The organism is Cedecea davisae DSM 4568 (assembly GCF_000412335.2).
Taxonomy (GTDB): Bacteria; Pseudomonadota; Gammaproteobacteria; order Enterobacterales; family Enterobacteriaceae; genus Cedecea; species Cedecea davisae.
This window is the reverse complement of record NZ_KE161030.1, coordinates 3,199,900-3,219,092: the sequence shown is the minus strand read 5'-3', so window position 1 is coordinate 3,219,092 and position 19,193 is coordinate 3,199,900. Positions and strand designations below refer to the sequence as shown.

Sequence of the window (19,193 nt, the reverse complement as noted above, 5' to 3'; positions counted from 1 at the left end):
CCGTCAAATGTACGCTGCAAGGTCATTTTGTAAACAGATATTGACTATACTTGCAGCATTGAGGTAAAAGACAGCGTTTCATTCGATGTACGGATAAGGCACAATGCCCGGCTGCCGGGAACCCCCACTTTTTAGCGTGCGGGTTCTGGCGTTCCTGGTTAACAAAAGCGGTGCAATATGCAAGTTTTTATCATGCGTCACGGCGACGCAGCACTCGATGCTGCCAGCGACTCGGTTCGTCCCTTAACCCAATGTGGGTGCGATGAATCCCGTCTGATGGCGACCTGGTTAACGGGTCAGGTGGCGAGTATCGAACGTGTTCTGGTGAGCCCTTACCTGCGAGCTGAACAGACCCTGGACGTGGTGCGGGAAGCGCTGAACCTCCCGGAGAAAGAAGACATCCTGCCGGAGCTGCGGCCCTGCGGTGATGTGGGCCTGGTAGGTGACTACCTGCAAGCCCTGGCAAATGAAGGCGTAGAATCTGCGCTGGTGGTTTCCCACCTGCCGCTGGTTGGCTACCTTGTCTCCGAGCTTTGCCCGGAAGAGGCCCCGCCGATGTTTACCACTTCGGCAATTGCCAACGTCACGCTGGATCCGGAAACCGGAAAAGGGGTGTTTAACTGGCAGATGAGCCCCTGCAACTTTAAGGTGGCGAAGGCTATCTGATTGCTGTGAGCATGAAAAAAGAGTCGCGAAAGCGGCTCTTTTGCTTTTCAGGTGCCCGGGATTTTTCCCCTCACCCTAACCCTCTCCCCAGAGGGGCGAGGGAACAACGCGTTGCGCTATTTCTGCCGAGGTGAGGGTCATCCCCGACGCGAAGCCTACGGAAGCTCAGGTGGCTGCCATTCCTCAACCTCAATCAGCACCAGCAGCGCGGCGTCGCCGCCGTATTCCTTCGGTGCCTGATGAAAAGCCATAATGTGTGGATGCTGGGCAAGCCACAGCGGCGTTTGCTGCTTGAGAACGTGCTTGCCGTGGCCGTGCATCACGCAGGCGCAAAACACATGCTCGCGGCGGCAGGCGGCTATCAGCGCGCCAAGCTCCTGTTTTGCCTGTAGCTGGGTCAGGCCGTGCAGGTCAAGAAACAGTTCCGGGGAGTAGTCGCCGCGGCGGATCTTCTTGAGTTCAAAATGGCTGACGTCTTCCCGCACGTAGCGCATCGGGCCTTCGGTGGCGAGGCGCGGCTGGAATTCATCGGAAAAATAGTGGCTGGCGTCCGCCTGCTCCTGTAGTAGCCGCTTTACCGGCACCTCCGCAACTTTTTTACGCACCGGGCGGTGAACAATGGTGTCCTGCGCCAGTTTCTTTGTGCCGCTCATCAGGCCGCGGAATAGCGCCTCATCTTCAGAACTGAGCGGTGATTTCTTTTTCATGTGCTTCCCATCTCGCATTCGCTTTCGCGCCAGTTTACCTGCTTTCTCCTCCGGCAATAAAGAAAACGCAATTTTACCGGCCCCGGAGAGTGGATGGATGCTGATTTGTCGCGGCCTTCATGGCAAACTAGCCGACTATTATTGAACTAGCGTGAGTCGCCTGCGGAGGGCAACGTGGATAAAATTTTCGTCGATGAGGCAGTGAACGAGCTGCATACCATTCAGGACATGCTGCGCTGGGCAGTCAGCCGCTTTAGCGCCGCCAACATTTGGTATGGTCACGGCACCGATAATCCGTGGGATGAAGCCGTTCAGCTGGTTCTGCCGAGCCTTTATCTGCCGCTGGATATTCCTGAAGACATGCGCACCGCTCGCCTGACGCCAAGCGAACGCCACCGCATCGTTGAGCGCGTGATTCGCCGCGTCAACGAGCGTGTTCCGGTTGCCTACCTGACCAACAAAGCGTGGTTCTGCGGGCATGAGTTTTACGTGGACGAGCGCGTGCTGGTGCCGCGTTCGCCGATTGGTGAGCTAATCAATAACCGCTTTGCCGGGCTGATTGAGCACGAACCGCAGCATATTCTCGATATGTGTACCGGCAGCGGCTGCATCGGTATCGCCTGCGCCTACGAATTCCCGAACGCGGAAGTAGACATTGTTGATATCTCGCTGGACGCGATTGCGGTTGCCGAGCAGAACATTTCCGAGCACGGCATGGACCATAACGTCACGCCGATTCGCTCTGACCTGTTCCGTGACCTGCCAAAAGTGCAGTACGACGTCATCGTCACCAACCCGCCGTATGTTGATGAAGAAGACATGGCTGACCTGCCGGGCGAGTACCATTTTGAGCCTGAGCTTGGCCTCGCCGCGGGCAGCGACGGCCTGAAGCTGGCGCGCCGCATCCTTGGCTGTGCGCCGGATTATCTGGCCGACGGCGGGATTCTGATTTGTGAAGTCGGTAACAGCATGGTACATCTGATGGAGCAATACCCGGAGGTGCCGTTTACCTGGCTTGAGTTCGACAACGGCGGCGACGGCGTATTTATGCTGACCAAAGCGCAGCTGATTGCGGCGCACGAACATTTCAGCATCTACAAAGATTAATTGCCGAACGTAGACGAGCCCGGGGGCTCGTTTTACTTCCCGCGCACAACACAACAACGACAACGGTAATAAGGAGCCGTGATGGCAGGTAACAGTATTGGACAGGTTTTTCGCGTAACGACATTTGGTGAATCTCACGGCATCGCGCTGGGCTGTATTGTTGACGGCGTACCGCCGGGCATTCCGCTTACCGAAGCTGACCTGCAACACGATCTCGATCGCCGCCGCCCGGGGACTTCACGCTATACCACCCAGCGCCGCGAGCCGGACCAGGTCAAAATTCTTTCCGGCGTATTTGAAGGCGTGACTACCGGAACCAGCATCGGCCTGCTTATCGAAAACACCGACCAGCGCTCGCAGGATTACAGCGCCATCAAAGATGTGTTCCGCCCCGGACATGCAGATTACACCTACGAACAGAAATACGGCCTGCGCGACTATCGCGGCGGCGGTCGTTCTTCCGCCCGTGAAACCGCAATGCGCGTAGCCGCAGGGGCGATTGCCAAGAAATATCTTGAGCAGAAATTCGGCATCAAAATCCGTGGCTGCCTGACGCAAATGGGCGACGTGCCGCTGGAAATCAAAGACTGGGAACAGGTAGAGCAGAACCCGTTCTTCTGCCCGGACCCGGATAAAATTGAAGCACTCGACGAGCTGATGCGCGGCCTCAAAAAAGAGGGTGATTCCATCGGCGCAAAAGTTACCGTCGTGGCTGATAACGTCCCGCCGGGCCTCGGCGAGCCGGTATTTGACCGCCTGGACGCCGATATTGCCCACGCGCTGATGAGCATCAACGCGGTGAAAGGGGTGGAGATTGGCGAAGGTTTTGGCGTTGTAAACCTGCGCGGCAGCCAGAACCGTGACGAAATCACTAAACAGGGCTTCCAGAGCAATCACGCCGGCGGCATCTTGGGCGGCATCAGCAGCGGCCAGCAGATTGTGGCCAATATGGCGCTTAAGCCGACTTCGAGCATTACGGTGCCGGGTAAAACCATTAATCGCGAAGGCGAAGAAGTGGAGATGATCACCCGCGGCCGTCACGATCCTTGCGTAGGCATTCGCGCGGTGCCAATTGCCGAAGCGATGCTGGCTATCGTGCTGATGGATCACCTGCTGCGCCAGCGCGCTCAGAACGCTGACGTTTCTTCCCCGCTTCCTCGCTGGTAAGACGATGAAAAAACTCCTGGTAGGGTTGCTGGTGCTGGCCGCCAGCGCTCAGGCTTTAGCGGCAACGCCGTGGCAAAAAATCGACCATCCTATTGGCGGTAGCGCGCAGTCCATCGGCGCTTTCTCCAATGGCTGCATCGTCGGCGCTAACGCGCTGCCGCTCGAAGACGCTCGCTATCAGGTGATGCGCCCGGATCAGCGCCGCTATTTCGGGCATCCCGATTTAGTGATGTTTATTCAGCGCCTGAGTAACCAGGTCAATCAGCTGGGCCTCGGCACGGTGCTGATTGGCGATATGGGCATGGCGGCAGGCGGGCGCTTCAGCTCCGGCCACGCCAGCCACCAGACCGGATTAGATGTCGATATTTTCCTGCAACTGCCGAAAACACGCTGGAGTTCGGCGCAGCTGCTGCGTCCGCAGGCGCTGGATTTGGTCGCCGCCGACGGGAAGCGCGTTGTGCCTGCGCTGTGGAAGCCGGAAATCGACAGCCTGATTAAGCTCGCCGCCAAAGATAATGACGTGACGCGTATTTTCGTGAACCCGGCCATCAAGCAGAAGCTTTGTGAAGATGCCGGGGCAGATAGAGACTGGCTGCGCAAGGTGCGCCCGTGGTTTGCCCACCGCGCGCATATGCACGTTCGCCTGCGTTGCCCGGCCAACAGCCTTGAGTGTGAAGACCAGCCTCTGCCGCCTCCGGGCGACGGCTGCGGCGCCGAGCTGCAAAGCTGGTTTGCGCCGCCTGCGCCGGGCAGTACGCCACCGAAAAAAACAACGCCACCGCCGCTGCCAGCGTCCTGTCAGGCATTACTGGATGAGCACGTTCTCTAACATCAGGCATGAGGTTTTTCGTCGGATAATGGAATGGTTTATGGTTTCCCCGCTGATGCTGGCGGCGCTTTTCTTCGTCGCTATGCTGGCGGGGTTTATTGATGCCCTGGCGGGCGGCGGCGGGTTGCTAACCGTTCCCGCGCTGCTGGCGGTGGGCATGTCACCGGCTCAGGCGCTTGCGACCAACAAGCTACAGGCCTGCGGCGGTTCGGTCTCGGCCTCGCTCTATTTTATCCGCCGCAAGGTGGTTAACCTTGCGGACCAGAAGCTCAATATCCTGATGACTTTTATCGGCTCGACCTGCGGCGCCCTGCTGGTGCAGCACGTTAAGTCCGATATCCTGCGCCAGATCCTGCCTTTGCTGATTATCGGCATCGGTCTTTACTTCCTGCTGATGCCAAAACTTGGGGAAGAAGACCGGCAGCGCCGCCTGTACGGCCTGCCGTTTGCCCTGATTGCAGGCGGATGCGTCGGTTTCTATGACGGCTTTTTTGGCCCCGGCGCGGGGTCGTTTTACGCTCTGGCGTTCGTGACGCTCTGCGGCTTTAACCTCGCTAAATCCACCGCCCATGCCAAAGTGCTTAACGCCACCTCAAACCTCGGCGGATTACTGCTGTTTATCATCGGCGGGAAAGTGATTTGGGGAACCGGCTTCGTGATGATGGCCGGGCAGTTTATAGGCGCGAGAATGGGTTCTCGCCTGGTATTAAGCAAAGGGCAGCAGCTGATTCGGCCGATGATTGTCGCGGTCTCGGCGGTGATGAGCGCTAAACTTTTGTATGACAGCCACGGACCGGAAATCCTCCACTGGTTAGGGATAGCCTGAAAATGAATAACGTAACAATGAGCAAACAGCACCACTATCAGGAGCTGATCGATATTTTCGACGGCTGCTTTAAAGATGATTTTAATACTCGCCTGATCAAAGGCGACGACGAGCCTATTTACCTGCCCGCCGACGACGAAGCTCCGTATAACCGCATCGTTTTCGCTCACGGCTATTACGCCAGCGGGATGCACGAAATTTCCCACTGGTGCGTGGCCGGTAAAGCGCGGCGCGAGCTGGTGGACTTTGGCTACTGGTACTGCCCGGACGGGCGCGATGCCGAAACCCAGGGCAAGTTTGAAGATGTGGAAGTGAAGCCGCAGGCGCTGGAGTGGATGCTCAGCACCGCCGCTAATTTCCCGTTCAACGTGAGCTGCGACAACCTGAGCGGCGACTTCGAGCCGGACCGCATTGCGTTCCAGCGCAGGGTGCATGCTCAGGTTATGACTTATCTGAAAGAGGGCATCCCGGCTCGTCCGGCACGCCTTATTGAAGCGCTGAGGGCGTATTATGAAACCCCTCCGCTGGCCGCTGAGCAGTTTCCGTGGCCGGAAGACCTAAACTAAAAATCACCTGTAGAAGAGGAAGTACGATGATCGCGGAATTTGAGTCACGCATTTTGGCGCTGATTGACGGGATGGTGGAACACGCCAGTGATGACGAGCTGTTCGCCAGCGGCTATCTGCGTGGCCATCTCACTCTGGCGGTAGCCGAAGTGGAAAATGGTGATGACCATTCATCCCAGGCGCTGCATGCCGTCGTGACCGACAGCCTGCATAAAGCCATTCAGGCCGGTGAGCTTTCGCCGCGCGATCAGGCTCTGGTGCTGGGTATGTGGGATAACCTGTACCAACAGGCTCAGGCCTAAGTTTTACCCTCGCCCTGTTCCTGACCCTCGCCCCAAAGGGGTGAGGGAATAAATAGTTTTCTCCCTCGACCCTTTGGGGAGAGGGGAAATTACTTCACTGCTTTCCCTTTCAATAGCTTCCTCACCCAAAGCCGATTCGGGTTCAGCGCCGCCAGCGTAGCGGAGTCCAGAGGTATTGGTTCATCGCTCATCTGAGCCGCCAGAATTTCCGACGCCAGCGGCGCGCTACACAGCCCGCGTGACCCCAGCGCGCCCAGCATATAAAGATTACGATACACCGGAGACGGGGCGGCATTTTCTCGCTCGTCGGCAAGCGTGGCGTATTGCTCAAGCGTCGCTTCGTAATCCGGCACGCTGCCCACCATCGGCAGATGATCGCGTGAGGCGCAGCGCACCCCGCAGCGGGCCTCGTTGGCCGAAACATTCACTTCCTTTGCCCATTCGGCCTCCGGCAGGCAGTCAATCAGGCGCTGGCGATTATGCTGCTGGTCGGCTTCGTTGAACGCCATTTCTCTCTGACCACGGTGGTAGCTTGCGCCGATACAGTGCTGCTGATTCTGCGGGTTGACCGGCGTAAGGTAGCCGTCGTAGCACAACACCTGGCGCAGTTCGCCGAGGGCAGGAGTGGTTGGGATATGGCTAACCTGACCGCCAACGGCATAAACCGGCAGTTTTTCCGTTTGTGGTAAGTCGCTGATTTGATGGCCGTTTGCCAGAACCACGGCTTCATGGTGTCGTGTATCCTGCCTGGAGAAAGTCAGTTCCCAACCGCCTTGCTGGCCGTTTAGCCCGGTTATGCGGTGGCCGTAAAACACCTTCAGCCCCTGGCGTTTAGCAAGCTCCAGCGCGCCTGCGGTCAACTGAGCCGGGTAGAGCCAGCCGCCGAGCGGGTAACTGATGCCGCCGCACCCGGTTTCCACGCCGCAGCTTTCTGCCACCGCTTCGGTATCAACCGCCGCTGCCAGCGCGGCAGGAAGATTTAGTCCGAGCATTTGCTCTATTTTCTGCGAGCTTTTCTCGTCCCAGGCCAGCTGGGTGACGCCGCACCATTGATGATCAAACTCTACCGGCAGCGAGTCGTACAGCCGCCGGGCGAAGGTGAAAGCCGCCGGGAAAAAGGTCGTCAACGCGGCGTCGTGCGCGGTTAACAGCGGATAAAGCGCACCCTGACGGTTGCCGGAAGCGCCCTGTGCCGGAGCGTCATCTTCGCAATAGAGCGTCACCTGCCAGCCACGGCGCAGCAGTGCCAGAGAGAGCAGCGCGCTGGCGATACCGCCGCCGATAATCGCGGTTTCTTTCTCCGTGGCCGCGGGGCGGGAGTACCATGGCGCGCGGGCAGGGGAGTCAATGGCCTGCTCCAGGAATCCGGTCAGCATTTCGCGCTTGCGGCCAAAGCCTTTGCTTTTGGTCATGGTGAAACCAGCTTCCTGAAGGCCGCGCCGTACAAAACCTGCCGAGGTAAAGGTGGCCAGCGTGCCGCCGGGGCGAGCCAGCTTAGCCATGGTCTGAAACAGCTGCGGCGTCCACATATCCGGATTTTTAGCCGGGGCAAAGCCGTCGAGGAACCAGGCATCCACCTGCTGGTTAAGCGTGTCGTCCAGTTCAGGAATAAGCTCGTTGATATCGCCAAACCACAAATCCAGCGTGACGCGGCCATTCCCGAGCAGCAGGCGATGGCAACCGGCAAACGGCTGAGGCCACTGCTGCTGAAGCTCGGCGGCAAACTGGCTTAGCTCCGGCCAGTGCTGGTGGGTTAGCGCCAGGTCCGCAGAGGTCAGAGGGAATTTTTCAAAACTGATAAAATGCAGCCGCTTTAGCGCCGCATCCTCATGTTTCACGCAAAATTCATCAAACGCCTGCCATAAAGTCAAAAAGTTAAGTCCGGTGCCGAACCCACTTTCCGCGACCACAAACAGCGGTCTTTCGTGGCTTGCGAAGCGTTCAGGAAGATGATTTCCCCCAAGGAACACGTAACGCGTCTCTTCCAGCCCATTATCGTTAGAGAAGTACACATCATCGAAGTCTCGGGCTACAGGTGTACCTTCTTCGTTGAAACCAAGGTTGGCGGATTGTATAGGAGAATGTTTCACGTAAGTGGCTCGTATGCGGGCAGTGCGTCGATCATAACGGCGTGAGCGGAGCGGCGCAAATTTCCGCATAATTTGTCTGATCGGACTTGTTCGGCGTACAAGTGTACGCTATTGTGCCACACGAAATCCTACATAGAGCAGTGAACGAGGTATTTGAATGAAACGTGCAGTGATTACTGGCCTGGGCATCGTTTCCAGTATTGGTAATAACCAGCAGGAAGTCCTGGCATCTCTGCGTGAAGGACGCTCCGGGATCACTTTCTCTGAAGAGTTTAAAGATTCGGGAATGCGTAGCCACGTATGGGGTAACGTCAAACTGGACACCACCGGTTTGATTGACCGTAAAGTAGTTCGTTTCATGAACGATGCCTCAATCTATGCCTATCTTTCCATGCGGGAAGCGATTGCTGATGCAGGTCTGAGCGAAGAGGTTTACCAGAATAACCCGCGCGTTGGCCTGATTGCAGGTTCCGGCGGTTCTTCAAAAGCGCAGGTATTCGGTGCTGACGCAATGCGCAGCCCGCGTGGCCTGAAAGCGGTTGGTCCTTATGTTGTGACCAAAGCAATGGGCTCCGCGGTTTCCGCCTGCCTTGCTACGCCGTTCAAAATCCACGGCGTGAACTACTCTATCAGCTCCGCGTGTGCGACTTCTGCACACTGTATCGGTAACGCGGTAGAGCAGATTCAGTTGGGTAAACAGGACATCGTGTTTGCCGGTGGCGGCGAAGAGCTGGGCTGGGAAATGGCCTGTGAGTTCGATGCAATGGGCGCGCTGTCTACCAAATACAACGAAACGCCGGATAAAGCATCCCGCACTTATGATACGCACCGCGATGGCTTCGTTATCGCCGGCGGCGGCGGTATGGTTGTGGTTGAAGAACTGGAACACGCTCTGGCTCGTGGCGCACACATCTACGCTGAAATCGTTGGCTACGGCGCAACTTCAGACGGCGCAGATATGGTTGCTCCATCTGGCGAAGGCGCGGTGCGCTGCATGAAGATGGCGATGCACGGCGTCGACACGCCAATCGACTACCTGAACTCCCACGGGACTTCTACTCCGGTAGGCGACGTGAAAGAGCTGGGCGCTATCCGTGAAGTGTTCGCCAATAACAGCCCGGCTATTTCCGCGACCAAAGCGATGACCGGCCACTCTCTGGGTGCCGCAGGCGTTCAGGAAGCTATCTACAGCCTGTTGATGCTGGAACACGGCTTCATCGCCCCAAGCATCAATATCGAAGAGCTGGACGAGCAGGCGGCTGACCTGAATATCGTCACTAAGCCTACTGATGCGACGCTGAAAACCGTTATGTCCAACAGCTTCGGCTTCGGCGGGACTAACGCAACGCTTGTTATGCGCAAGCTTGACGTTTAATCATTACGGCTGATGCGAAATGGGGTGCCTGAGGGTGCCCTATTTTTTTGCCCGTTTCCCGGCATTGACAGCCGGTTGGCCTGAAGGCACTATTCATTTCCCTCCATTATCATTTTGATAATGCGTAAGCGTTCAACGTTAACCAACGCACCCTGTAATCTGAATCATCAGAGGAAAGGGCGCAGGTTGAGTTGCGCCTTGCTCTGAATTTATGGAGTAAGCAGTATGTCCGCAGTACCTGAATCTACGCTTAAATCGTCGAAATCAGCTAATACATCGCTATTCAGAATCACGTTTGCCGTATTTCTTACTTATATGACCGTCGGCCTGCCGCTGCCTGTCATTCCGCTTTTCGTTCATCAGCAGCTTGGCTACGGCAATATGATGGTCGGTCTTGCCGTCGGCATTCAGTTCCTTGCCACGGTATTAACCCGCGGCTACGCCGGGCGTCTCGCCGACCAGATGGGCGCAAAGCGCTCGGTGTTGCAGGGGATGTTCGCCTGCGGACTTGCCGGGCTGGCCTATCTGCTTGCCGCGCTGCTGCCGGTTGATCCTGCGATAAAGTTCACTCTGCTGATTGTAGGCCGCCTGATCCTCGGCTTTGGTGAAAGCCAGCTGCTGACCGGCAACCTGACCTGGGGGCTGGGGCTGGTTGGCCCTGGGCGCTCGGGAAAAGTGATGTCCTGGAACGGAATGGCGATTTACGGCGCGCTGGCCGCCGGTGCGCCGCTTGGCCTGATGCTCAACAGCCAGTGGGGCTTTGTGGCGCTGGGCGTTACCACGATTGCTCTGCCGCTTATCGGCCTGCTGTTCAACGCCACCGTAGCCTCCGTTCCCGCCCATAAAGGCGAACGCCCTTCGCTGCTGGCGGTTGTGGGGCTCATCTGGCAGCCGGGCCTTGGGCTGGCGCTACAGGGTGTGGGTTTTGCGGTTATCGGCACTTTTGTATCGCTCTACTTTGCGGCTAACGGCTGGGCGCATGCGGGCTTTACCCTGACCGCTTTTGGCGGCGCGTTTGTGCTGGTGCGCGTGCTGTTTGGCTGGATGCCGGACCGCTACGGCGGCGTGCGCGTAGCGCTGTTCTCGTTAGCTGTTGAAACCGTTGGTTTACTGCTCCTGTGGCACGCGCCGGACGCGTGGACCGCACTGTTGGGCGCGGCGTTAACCGGCTGCGGGTGCTCGCTTATCTTCCCGGCCCTGGGTGTGGAAGTGGTGAAGCGCGTTCCGCCTCAGGTACGCGGTACCGCGCTTGGGGGCTATGCCGCTTTCCAGGATATCTCGTACGGCGTAACCGGGCCGTTAACCGGCATTCTGGCTACGTCGATGGGGTATTCGTCGGTATTTATGGCGGGAGCCGTTTCGGCGGTGCTGGGGATTGTAGTGACGCTGGCGGCCTTCAGAAAGTAGTGCTATCACCCTGGCTGAGGGTTTTATCCCTCTCCTTTTGGGAGAGGGACAGGCGAAGGAACTAGATAACCAGCCAGAGCAAAACCATCACAACTACCAAAGCAATCAGAGCAAGCCCTGGCCTGGCGCTCAGCGCCTTAATCGGTTCGATTATCGAGCTGAAAAGCGGATTGTAGATCGGCTGAATATCCCGCACTTCGGTATTGCCCGGCAGCCGCTCGGCGCGTTTCAAAAATACCTGATTAAGAATATCCTGCACCTGGGCCGTAGTTAGCACGGTTTGCGGCGTGGCCTGAAAACGCTGCTGGCTATAATCAACAACCTCTTTCCACTCCGTTGCTTCAAGCGGCTGTTTCAGCGCGGCCTGAAGGCTGTGCAGATTAGGCGCGGGCTGCTGGCTCAGCGTTTGGCGAGCCTGAAGCCAGGTGCTTAGCAGCGTAAAATGCCGGGCCGGGATAAGCTCCCCGGTCTTCACGCCGGACAGCTCAAGCATCGACTGCCAAATTTGCTTACCCGACTCACCCGTAGCGGCCGCCAGTTTAGTGACCAGCTGGTTCAGGCTATTGTGCTCTGCGGGCAGCAGCGGCCTGTCCGTTGCCGGGCGCTGCTGCGGCTGAGGAATGGCCAACTGGTTATTTTGCAGCAGCGTCAGCACGGTTTTGAGCTGGTCCGGCCTCAGTTGGCTGAGCGCCGTCTGGCCGAACTGCTGGCGAATAAAGTCGCTCACCGCCTGGCGATTGTTCCCCTGCGGCAGCAAATCCGTTAGCTGCTGAATTATCTGGCGCGTGGCGAGCGTGGTTTGTGCGCTTACGAGGCGCTGGCTCAGGTTCTGTTCCGCTGCCGGAAAATGGCGAGAAAGCAGGGGGGCGTCATTCTTCATCCCCAGGTCGTGCTTTAATCCGGCCCATACCTCGGCGCTTTGCTGCTGGCTAAGCGCAATGATCCGGGTGATCAGGCGCTCCAGCACGGTGCGTTGCTGGGTAGAGAGCGGTTGTTCGCCGACGGCAGACGGCGTGGAGGGAGGTTCCCCCGGAGGACGCGGCGTGGCGCCCTGAATGGGTTGCATTATAGAGTAATCCTTAAGATCGCCTTAAAAACGACAAAACATTAACAAGTAGTTCGTTATGCCCGGACGCCAGATTATGGCACACTATCCGGCCTTATCTCGACGATTAACAGACAGGTACTCAGGTGAAAATCCTCGTTGATGAAAATATGCCCTATGCCCGCGAACTTTTCAGCCGCCTGGGCGAGGTTACCGCCGTGCCGGGGCGCCCTGTTCCGGTGGAAGCGTTAACGGATGCGGACGCGCTTATGGTGCGTTCGGTCACGAAAGTGAATGCCGAACTGCTGGACGGTAAAGGGATCAAATTTGTCGGTACCGCGACGGCCGGAACCGACCACGTTGATGAAGCGTATCTGCAAAGCGCCGGAGTGGCATTTTCGGCGGCTCCAGGCTGCAACGCGATTGCGGTTGTTGAGTATGTATTCTCTTCTTTATTGATGCTGGCCGAGCGCGATGGCTTTGAGCTGAAAGACCGCACCGTCGGCATCGTTGGCGTCGGTAACGTGGGAGCACGGTTACAGGCGCGACTGGAAGCCTGGGGCGTGCGCACCTTATTGTGCGATCCCCCGCGTGCCGCACGCGGCGACGAGGGTGATTTCCAGCCGCTGGAAACCCTGGTGCAGGAAGCCGATGTTATTACCTTCCACACTCCGCTGTTTAAGTCAGGCGAGTACAAAACGCTGCACCTGGCCGACGAAGCGCTGATTAGCCGCCTGAAGCCTGGCACTATTCTGATAAATGCCTGCCGCGGGCCGGTGGTGGATAACGCCGCGCTGCTGAAATGCCTTAATCAGGGGCAAAAGCTCAGCGTGGTGCTGGACGTCTGGGAGCCGGAACCGGATCTCAACGTCGGGCTGCTGGAAAAAGTTGATATCGGCACTCCGCATATCGCCGGTTATACCCTGGAAGGCAAAGCGCGGGGCACCACGCAGGTATTTGAAGCTTTTAGCAAGTTTATCGGCCAGCCTCATCAGGTTGCGCTGGACACGTTGCTGCCTGCCCCGGAATTTGGCCGCATTACGCTTGCGGGTCCGCTCGACCAGCCAACGCTCAAAAGACTGGCGCATCTGGTGTATGATGTGCGCCGCGACGATGCCCCGCTGCGTAAAGTGGCCGGGCAGCCGGGTGAATTCGACAAGCTGCGTAAAAACTATCTGGAGCGTCGCGAGTGGTCATCGCTCTATGTGCAGTGCGATGACGCCGATGCGGCAACCATGCTGCAAAAACTGGGCTTTAGCGCGGTTCATCACCCGCTTCGCTAAGTTTAATCTTCTGGCTTCCCGAGGCCCGGCTTCGGGGAGCATCTGTTTTATTTTCTGGAGTAAACCAACATGTCCGAAGGCTGGAATATTGCCATCCTGGGCGCCACCGGTGCCGTAGGCTCAGCTTTGCTTGAACTGCTTGCTGAACGTCAGTTCCCGGTTGGTGAATTACATGCCCTGGCGCGTAGCGAGAGCGCCGGTGAGAATCTGCGTTATGAGGGGAAAACCGTCATGGTGCAGGACGCGGCCGAGTTCGACTGGACTCAGGTGCAGCTTGCGTTCTTCGTGGCCGGCGTTGAGGCGAGCGCCCGCTATGTAGAAGAAGCAACCAACGCGGGCTGCCTGGTTATTGATTCCAGCGGCCTGTTTGCCATGGAGCCGGACGTGCCGCTGGTGGTACCGGACGTTAACCCTTATGTGCTGAGCGATTACCGCAACCGCAACCTGGTGGCCGTTGCCGACAGCCTGACCAGCCAGCTGCTCAGCGCGTTAAAACCGCTGATTGAGCAGGGCGGTTTATCACGTATTCAGGTGACCAACCTGCTGTCCGCCTCCGCTCGCGGCAAGGTCGCCGTGGACGCGCTTGCCGGGCAGAGCGCTCGCCTGCTTAACGGGATCCCGATTGATGAAGAAGACCTGTTTGGCCGCCAGCTTGCGTTTAACATGCTGCCGCTGGTGCCGGATGCCGAAGGCAGCGTGCGCGAAGAACGCCGCCTGGTCAATGAAGCGCGTAAGATTTTGCAGGATGACGGCCTGATGATTTCCGCCAGCATCGTGCAGTCGCCGGTGTTTTACGGCCACGCGCAGATGGTGAGTTTTGAAGCCCTGCGCCCGCTGGCTGCCGAAGAAGCGCGCGATGCGTTTTCTCAGGCTGAAGACATCGAACTGTCTGAAGAAGGCGATTTCCCGACTCAGGTGGCGGATGCCTCCGGCAGCGGCCATCTTTCTATCGGCTGCGTGCATAACGATTACGGCATGCCGGAGCAAATTCAGTTCTGGTCGGTTGCCGACAACGTCCGCTTTGGCGGCGCGCTGATGGCGGTGAAAACCGCAGAGAAGCTGGTGCAGGAGTATATGTACTAATGTCCGAAGTGCTTGGCGAAAATCCGCTCCACAAAATCGCGCTCGGCATTGAGTACGACGGCAGTAAATATTACGGCTGGCAGCGCCAGAACGAAGTCCGCAGCGTGCAGGAAAAGCTGGAAAAAGCGCTTTCTCAGGTCGCAAACGAGCCGATCGGCGTTTTTTGCGCAGGCCGCACCGACGCAGGCGTTCACGCTACCGGGCAGGTGGTGCATTTTGAGACCCGCGCCACGCGCAAAGATGCCGCCTGGACGCTGGGGGTAAATGCGAATTTGCCTGGTGATATTGCGGTGCGCTGGGTTAAAGATGTGCCGGAAGATTTTCACGCCCGTTTTAGCGCCACGGCTCGCCGTTATCGCTACGTGATTTATAATCACCGGCTGCGCCCGGCGGTATTGCAGCAGGGGGTGACCCATTTCCACCTGCCGCTGGATGCCGACCGTATGCACCGCGCTGCGCAGAGCCTGCTCGGGGAAAACGATTTCACCTCGTTCCGCGCGGTCCAGTGCCAGTCGCGTACTCCGTGGCGCAATATGATGCACATTACGGTGAGCCGCTTTGGCGCCTATATCGTGGTGGATATCAAGGCCAACGCTTTTGTGCATCATATGGTGCGCAATATCGTCGGCAGCCTGATGGAAGTGGGCTGCGGTAATCAGGATGAAACCTGGATGGCCGACCTGCTGGCAATGAAGGACCGTACTAAGGCCGCCGCCACCGCGAAAGCGGAAGGCCTCTATCTGGTGTCGGTGGATTATCCCGACCGTTTTGCTCTGCCGCGTCTCCCTATGGGGCCGCTGTTCTTAGCCGACTGATTGTTGCTTAAAAGGATACTTTGATGGATTTCATCCGCTTTATCATTGACTTCATTTTGCACATCGACGTGCATCTGGCCGAGCTGGTGCGGGATTATGGCGTCTGGGTTTATGCCATTTTATTCCTGATCTTGTTCTGCGAAACTGGCCTGGTGGTCACGCCGTTCCTGCCGGGTGATTCGCTGCTGTTTGTGGCCGGAGCGCTGGCTTCGCTGGAAACCAACGACCTGAACGTGCATTACATGGTCATTTTGATGGTGATTGCCGCCATCATCGGCGACGCGGTGAACTACACTATCGGGCGGCTATTTGGCGATAAGTTGTTCAGCAACCCGAATTCGAAGATCTTCCGCCGCAGTTATCTTGATAAAACTCACGCTTTTTACGAGCGTCACGGCGGAAAAACGATTATCCTCGCGCGCTTCGTGCCGATTGTGCGAACCTTCGCACCGTTTGTCGCAGGGATGGGGCGTATGTCCTATCGCCATTTTGCGATTTATAACGTTGTCGGCGCGCTGCTGTGGGTGTTGCTGTTTACCTATGCGGGCTACCTGTTTGGTAATCTGCCGGTAGTACAGGAAAACCTGAAGCTGCTGATTGTGGCAATTATCCTGGTGTCGATTCTGCCCGGCGTGGTGGAAGTCATCCGCCACAAACGCGCTGCGGCGCGGCAGTCGAAATAATACGCGGCAGCGGTTCGACCACTTTTTTATCCAAAGTCGCGGGCCGTTGTGTTTTAATGAGCACCATTTATGGTCTGGGGCAGGAATATCTGCCGCAGAAAAACTGGCATCGACCAGGTTCAAGCAGAAAGGTCATCAATGAGCTGGATTGAACGAATTCTCAATAAGAGCAATATTACTCCCACCCGCAAGGCGAGCATCCCTGAAGGGGTGTGGACCAAGTGCGATAGCTGCGGCCAGGTCCTGTACCGCGCCGAGCTGGAACGCAACCTTGGCGTTTGCCCTAAGTGCGACCACCACATGCGTATGGCAGCGCGCGATCGCCTGCACAGCCTGTTAGACGAAGGCTCCATGGTGGAACTGGGTAGTGAGCTTGAGCCAAAAGATGTGCTGAAGTTCCGTGACTCCAAAAAATACAAAGATCGTCTGGCCTCCGCGCAGAAAGAGACCGGTGAGAAAGACGCTCTGGTGGTAATGAAAGGTACGCTGCACGGCCAGCCTGTTGTGGCTGCGGCCTTCGAGTTCGCCTTTATGGGCGGCTCTATGGGTTCCGTGGTTGGCGCTCGCTTCGTGCGTGCCGTTGAACAGGCGCTGGAAGACAACTGCCCGATGATTTGCTTCTCCGCCTCCGGCGGCGCGCGTATGCAGGAAGCGCTGATGTCGCTGATGCAGATGGCGAAAACCAGCGCAGCGCTGGCTAAGATGCAGGAGCGTGGTCTGCCGTACATTTCCGTGCTGACCGACCCAACTATGGGCGGCGTTTCCGCGAGCTTTGCGATGCTGGGCGACCTGAACATCGCCGAGCCGAAGGCGCTGATCGGCTTTGCCGGCCCGCGTGTTATCGAGCAGACCGTTCGTGAAAAACTGCCGCCGGGCTTCCAGCGCAGCGAGTTCCTGATCGAGAAAGGGGCGATTGATATGATCGTTCGTCGCCCGGAACTGCGCCTGAAGCTGGCAAGCGTGCTGGCTAAGTTTATGAATCAACCGGCACCAAATCCGGAAGCACCGGGCGAGCCAATTGTGGTTCCGCCAGCTCCGGAACAGGGTCAAGAGGCCTGATTCGCAACTAAGGGCAGGCCAGCAGGCTCTGCCCTTTTCTTTATGTGCATGTTAAGTGGGCATCATGGAAAAAGACCTTATTCCTCAAGCCACGTCGCCCCTGGCAACGTGGCTTTGCTATCTTGAAAACCTTCACTCCACCACTATCGATATGGGCCTTGAGCGCATCAGCAAAGTTGCTGCTACGCTGGACGTGCTCAAACCCGCGCCGACGGTCTTTACGGTAGCCGGGACCAACGGCAAGGGAACGACTTGCCGCACCCTTGAAACCGCGCTGATGGCCGATGGCTACCGGGTTGGCGTTTATAGTTCTCCTCACCTGGTGCGTTATACCGAACGCGTTCGCATTCAGGGCGAAGAGCTGCCGGAAGCGCTGCATACCGCCTCCTTTGCGGAAATTGAGGCCGCGCGCGGTGATATTTCATTAACCTATTTCGAATACGGAACGCTGTCCGCATTGCTATTGTTTAAGCAGCAGGCGGTGGACGTGGTTATTCTCGAAGTAGGCCTTGGCGGCCGCCTCGATGCGACTAATATTGTTGATTCTGACGTTGCCGTGGTGACCAGCATCGCGCTGGATCACACCGACTGGCTGGGCCCGGATCGCGAAAGCATTGGCCGTGAAAAAGCCGGCGTCTTCCGCACCGGAAACCCGGCGGTGGTTGGCGAGCCTGATATGCCGCACACTATTGCCGATGTGGCGCAAGAGAAAGGCGCGGTATTGCTGCGCCGTGGCGTAGACTGGGATTATGAAGTTAACGCAAACGGCTGGTCGTTCCGTGATGCTCAGGGCGAGTTAACTCATTTACCGCTGCCGCTGGTGCCGCAGCCTAATGCGGCGACCGCGCTGGCCGCGCTGCGGGCAAGCAAGCTAAACGTGAGCGAAAAAGCTATTCGCTACGGCATTGAGCACGCCACGCTGCCGGGCCGGTTCCAGATAGTCTCGCAGGCACCGCGTGTGATTCTCGATGTGGCACACAATCCGCATGCGGCGGCTTACCTTGCCGGGCGTCTGGCGGCCTTGCCGAAACAGGGGCGAGTGCTGGCGGTGATTGGCATGCTGCATGATAAAGATATCGCCGGGACGCTCGCCTGTTTGTCGCCTCAGGTGGATAGCTGGTATTGTGCTCCGCTGGAGGGGCCTCGCGGCGCAAGCGCCGGGCAGCTTATTGAGCACCTCGGCCACGGCAAAACCTTTGCAAGCGTTGCGGATGCCTGGCACGCGGCGATGGCGGAAGCTACGGCAGAAGATACCGTGCTGGTGTGTGGTTCGTTCCACACGGTGGCCCATGTAATGGAAGTACTGGACGCGGGGAGAGCAGGTGGCGAGTAAGTTTCAAAACCGATTAGTCGGAACCATTATTCTGGTGGCGCTGGGCGTGATTGTGCTGCCGGGGCTACTGGACGGGCAGAAAAAACACTATCAGGACGAGTTTGCGGCCATTCCTCTGGTGCCAAAACCAGGGGACAGCGACGAGCCGGATATGCTGCCGGGTGCCAGCCAGGCGCTGCCTTCTCAGCCGCCTGAGGGGGCTGCTGAAGAGGTGAGGGCGGGAACCGCCGCGCCGCCGGGGCTGAATAACGGCACTATCCCCAATGACGGTTCTGCCGGTATAGATGAAGTGCCTGTTACCCGCGAGCAGCCTAAGCCGGTGCAGGAAAAACAAAAACCGAAGCCGGTTGAAAAACCTCAGACTAAGCCTGCGACCACAGACCAGACGGAACAACGCCTGGCGATGACCGCTGAGCAGCCGCCAAAAGCAGAAAAACCGGCTGAGAAAGCCCCGACCGGTCAGGCGTATGTTGTGCAGCTTGGCGCGCTGAAAAATGCCGACAAGGTTAATGAAATTGTTGGTAAGCTGCGCGGTGCCGGGTTCAAGGTTTACACATCGCCAGGGACGCCGGTACAGGGGAAAATTACCCGCATTTTGGTGGGCCCGGATGCTTCTAAAGACAAGCTTAAATCGTCGCTTGGCGAGCTGAATTCGCTCTCTGGTTTGAACGGCGTGGTGATGAATTACTCGCCACGGTAGCGATGTGTGACCCTCACCCCGACCCTCTCCCTGGAAGGGAGAGGGGGAAAGGCTATAGCGACCCCCGCTCCTTTATGGGAAGAGGGAGAAGGCTATAGAGACCCTCGCTCCTTTATGGGAAAGGTCACCACCATACTATCCCCTCTCCCC

At 57.7% G+C, this 19,193-nt stretch carries 19 protein-coding genes; 16 read left to right on the top strand and 3 right to left on the bottom strand.

The features are described 5' to 3' along the window. Positions 1–177: 177 nt before the first annotated feature. Entirely contained in the window at positions 178–666 is a 489-nt protein-coding gene (gene sixA / locus HMPREF0201_RS14585) for a phosphohistidine phosphatase SixA (RefSeq protein WP_016537501.1), read from the top strand. Positions 667–821: 155 nt separating this feature from the next. Here sixA and smrB read toward each other — a convergent pair whose 3' ends face one another. Further along, positions 822–1,373, bottom strand: coding sequence for an endonuclease SmrB (gene smrB / locus HMPREF0201_RS14580; RefSeq protein ID WP_039898517.1), 552 nt, complete (start codon positions 1,371–1,373; stop codon positions 822–824). Between the two features lie 174 nt (positions 1,374–1,547). Between smrB and prmB the strand changes: the two genes are divergently transcribed. The 6 genes from prmB (at position 1,548) to HMPREF0201_RS14550 (ending at position 6,170) form a co-directional block, all read left to right on the top strand. Continuing rightward, a complete protein-coding gene (gene prmB / locus HMPREF0201_RS14575) occupies positions 1,548–2,480 on the top strand; it encodes a 50S ribosomal protein L3 N(5)-glutamine methyltransferase (RefSeq protein ID WP_016537498.1) in 933 nt (310 codons plus the stop codon). A gap of 81 nt (positions 2,481–2,561) precedes the next feature. After that, on the top strand, positions 2,562–3,647 hold the full coding sequence (aroC, locus tag HMPREF0201_RS14570) for a chorismate synthase (RefSeq protein ID WP_016537497.1): 1,086 nt from the start codon (positions 2,562–2,564) through the stop codon (positions 3,645–3,647). A 4-nt stretch (positions 3,648–3,651) separates the two neighbouring features. Further along, entirely contained in the window at positions 3,652–4,476 is an 825-nt protein-coding gene (gene mepA / locus HMPREF0201_RS14565; protein ID WP_016537496.1) for a penicillin-insensitive murein endopeptidase, read from the top strand. Positions 4,477–4,504: 28 nt separating this feature from the next. Then, positions 4,505–5,302, top strand: coding sequence for a sulfite exporter TauE/SafE family protein (locus tag HMPREF0201_RS14560; protein ID WP_039898515.1), 798 nt, complete (start codon positions 4,505–4,507; stop codon positions 5,300–5,302). Between the two features lie 17 nt (positions 5,303–5,319). Next, positions 5,320–5,868, top strand: a complete 549-nt coding sequence (locus tag HMPREF0201_RS14555; protein ID WP_039899378.1) for an elongation factor P hydroxylase — start codon at positions 5,320–5,322, stop codon at positions 5,866–5,868. A 26-nt stretch (positions 5,869–5,894) separates the two neighbouring features. Beyond that, the gene (locus tag HMPREF0201_RS14550; protein ID WP_016537493.1) at positions 5,895–6,170 is read left to right on the top strand and encodes a YfcL family protein; all 276 of its coding nucleotides are present in this window, start codon (positions 5,895–5,897) and stop codon (positions 6,168–6,170) included. Between the two features lie 89 nt (positions 6,171–6,259). Here the strand turns inward: HMPREF0201_RS14550 and mnmC are convergent, their stop codons facing one another. After that, positions 6,260–8,260, bottom strand: a complete 2,001-nt coding sequence (gene mnmC / locus HMPREF0201_RS14545) for a bifunctional tRNA (5-methylaminomethyl-2-thiouridine)(34)-methyltransferase MnmC2/FAD-dependent 5-carboxymethylaminomethyl-2-thiouridine(34) oxidoreductase MnmC1 (protein WP_016537492.1) — start codon at positions 8,258–8,260, stop codon at positions 6,260–6,262. A gap of 157 nt (positions 8,261–8,417) precedes the next feature. Between mnmC and fabB the strand changes: the two genes are divergently transcribed. Both fabB and HMPREF0201_RS14535 read left to right on the top strand, forming a co-directional pair. Next, a complete protein-coding gene (gene fabB / locus HMPREF0201_RS14540; protein ID WP_016537491.1) occupies positions 8,418–9,635 on the top strand; it encodes a beta-ketoacyl-ACP synthase I in 1,218 nt (405 codons plus the stop codon). A 225-nt stretch (positions 9,636–9,860) separates the two neighbouring features. Continuing rightward, positions 9,861–11,042: an MFS transporter gene (locus tag HMPREF0201_RS14535; RefSeq protein WP_039898513.1), complete on the top strand. Its 1,182-nt coding sequence runs from the start codon at positions 9,861–9,863 to the stop codon at positions 11,040–11,042. A 61-nt stretch (positions 11,043–11,103) separates the two neighbouring features. On the opposite strand, the gene flk is transcribed toward HMPREF0201_RS14535, so the two are convergent. Beyond that, on the bottom strand, positions 11,104–12,108 hold the full coding sequence (flk, locus tag HMPREF0201_RS14530) for a flagella biosynthesis regulator Flk (RefSeq protein ID WP_016537489.1): 1,005 nt from the start codon (positions 12,106–12,108) through the stop codon (positions 11,104–11,106). Between the two features lie 125 nt (positions 12,109–12,233). On the opposite strand from flk, the gene pdxB reads away from it, so the two are divergent. The 7 genes from pdxB (at position 12,234) to dedD (ending at position 19,043) form a co-directional block, all read left to right on the top strand. Continuing rightward, positions 12,234–13,370, top strand: a complete 1,137-nt coding sequence (pdxB, locus tag HMPREF0201_RS14525) for a 4-phosphoerythronate dehydrogenase PdxB (protein ID WP_016537488.1) — start codon at positions 12,234–12,236, stop codon at positions 13,368–13,370. A gap of 69 nt (positions 13,371–13,439) precedes the next feature. Then, complete coding sequence (locus HMPREF0201_RS14520; protein ID WP_016537487.1) at positions 13,440–14,453, top strand: aspartate-semialdehyde dehydrogenase; 1,014 nt, start codon at positions 13,440–13,442, stop codon at positions 14,451–14,453. Beyond that, positions 14,453–15,268: a tRNA pseudouridine(38-40) synthase TruA gene (gene truA, locus HMPREF0201_RS14515; protein ID WP_016537486.1), complete on the top strand. Its 816-nt coding sequence runs from the start codon at positions 14,453–14,455 to the stop codon at positions 15,266–15,268. Before HMPREF0201_RS14520 ends, truA begins: the two co-directional genes overlap by 1 nt. Before the next feature lie 23 nt (positions 15,269–15,291). After that, the gene (locus HMPREF0201_RS14510; RefSeq protein ID WP_016537485.1) at positions 15,292–15,951 is read left to right on the top strand and encodes a DedA family protein; all 660 of its coding nucleotides are present in this window, start codon (positions 15,292–15,294) and stop codon (positions 15,949–15,951) included. 138 nt (positions 15,952–16,089) lie between these two features. Then, positions 16,090–17,010, top strand: a complete 921-nt coding sequence (accD, locus tag HMPREF0201_RS14505) for an acetyl-CoA carboxylase, carboxyltransferase subunit beta (protein ID WP_039898511.1) — start codon at positions 16,090–16,092, stop codon at positions 17,008–17,010. Between the two features lie 64 nt (positions 17,011–17,074). Next, positions 17,075–18,343, top strand: a complete 1,269-nt coding sequence (gene folC / locus HMPREF0201_RS14500; RefSeq protein ID WP_016537483.1) for a bifunctional tetrahydrofolate synthase/dihydrofolate synthase — start codon at positions 17,075–17,077, stop codon at positions 18,341–18,343. After that, entirely contained in the window at positions 18,333–19,043 is a 711-nt protein-coding gene (gene dedD / locus HMPREF0201_RS14495; RefSeq protein ID WP_016537482.1) for a cell division protein DedD, read from the top strand. Before folC ends, dedD begins: the two co-directional genes overlap by 11 nt. Positions 19,044–19,193: the final 150 nt, after the last annotated feature.

What these genes read in the sequence shown, in the direction of transcription:
- sixA (WP_016537501.1), top strand. Translation starts at nt 178, where the DNA reads ATGCAAGTTTTTATCATGCGTCACGGCGACGCAGCACTCGATGCTGCC.
- smrB (WP_039898517.1), bottom strand. Translation starts at nt 1,373, where the DNA reads ATGAAAAAGAAATCACCGCTCAGTTCTGAAGATGAGGCGCTATTCCGC.
- aroC (WP_016537497.1), top strand. Translation starts at nt 2,562, where the DNA reads ATGGCAGGTAACAGTATTGGACAGGTTTTTCGCGTAACGACATTTGGT.
- mepA (WP_016537496.1), top strand. Translation starts at nt 3,652, where the DNA reads ATGAAAAAACTCCTGGTAGGGTTGCTGGTGCTGGCCGCCAGCGCTCAG.
- HMPREF0201_RS14560 (WP_039898515.1), top strand. Translation starts at nt 4,505, where the DNA reads ATGGAATGGTTTATGGTTTCCCCGCTGATGCTGGCGGCGCTTTTCTTC.
- HMPREF0201_RS14555 (WP_039899378.1), top strand. Translation starts at nt 5,320, where the DNA reads ATGAGCAAACAGCACCACTATCAGGAGCTGATCGATATTTTCGACGGC.
- HMPREF0201_RS14550 (WP_016537493.1), top strand. Translation starts at nt 5,895, where the DNA reads ATGATCGCGGAATTTGAGTCACGCATTTTGGCGCTGATTGACGGGATG.
- fabB (WP_016537491.1), top strand. Translation starts at nt 8,418, where the DNA reads ATGAAACGTGCAGTGATTACTGGCCTGGGCATCGTTTCCAGTATTGGT.
- HMPREF0201_RS14535 (WP_039898513.1), top strand. Translation starts at nt 9,861, where the DNA reads ATGTCCGCAGTACCTGAATCTACGCTTAAATCGTCGAAATCAGCTAAT.
- flk (WP_016537489.1), bottom strand. Translation starts at nt 12,108, where the DNA reads ATGCAACCCATTCAGGGCGCCACGCCGCGTCCTCCGGGGGAACCTCCC.
- HMPREF0201_RS14520 (WP_016537487.1), top strand. Translation starts at nt 13,440, where the DNA reads ATGTCCGAAGGCTGGAATATTGCCATCCTGGGCGCCACCGGTGCCGTA.
- truA (WP_016537486.1), top strand. Translation starts at nt 14,453, where the DNA reads ATGTCCGAAGTGCTTGGCGAAAATCCGCTCCACAAAATCGCGCTCGGC.
- HMPREF0201_RS14510 (WP_016537485.1), top strand. Translation starts at nt 15,292, where the DNA reads ATGGATTTCATCCGCTTTATCATTGACTTCATTTTGCACATCGACGTG.
- accD (WP_039898511.1), top strand. Translation starts at nt 16,090, where the DNA reads ATGAGCTGGATTGAACGAATTCTCAATAAGAGCAATATTACTCCCACC.
- folC (WP_016537483.1), top strand. Translation starts at nt 17,075, where the DNA reads ATGGAAAAAGACCTTATTCCTCAAGCCACGTCGCCCCTGGCAACGTGG.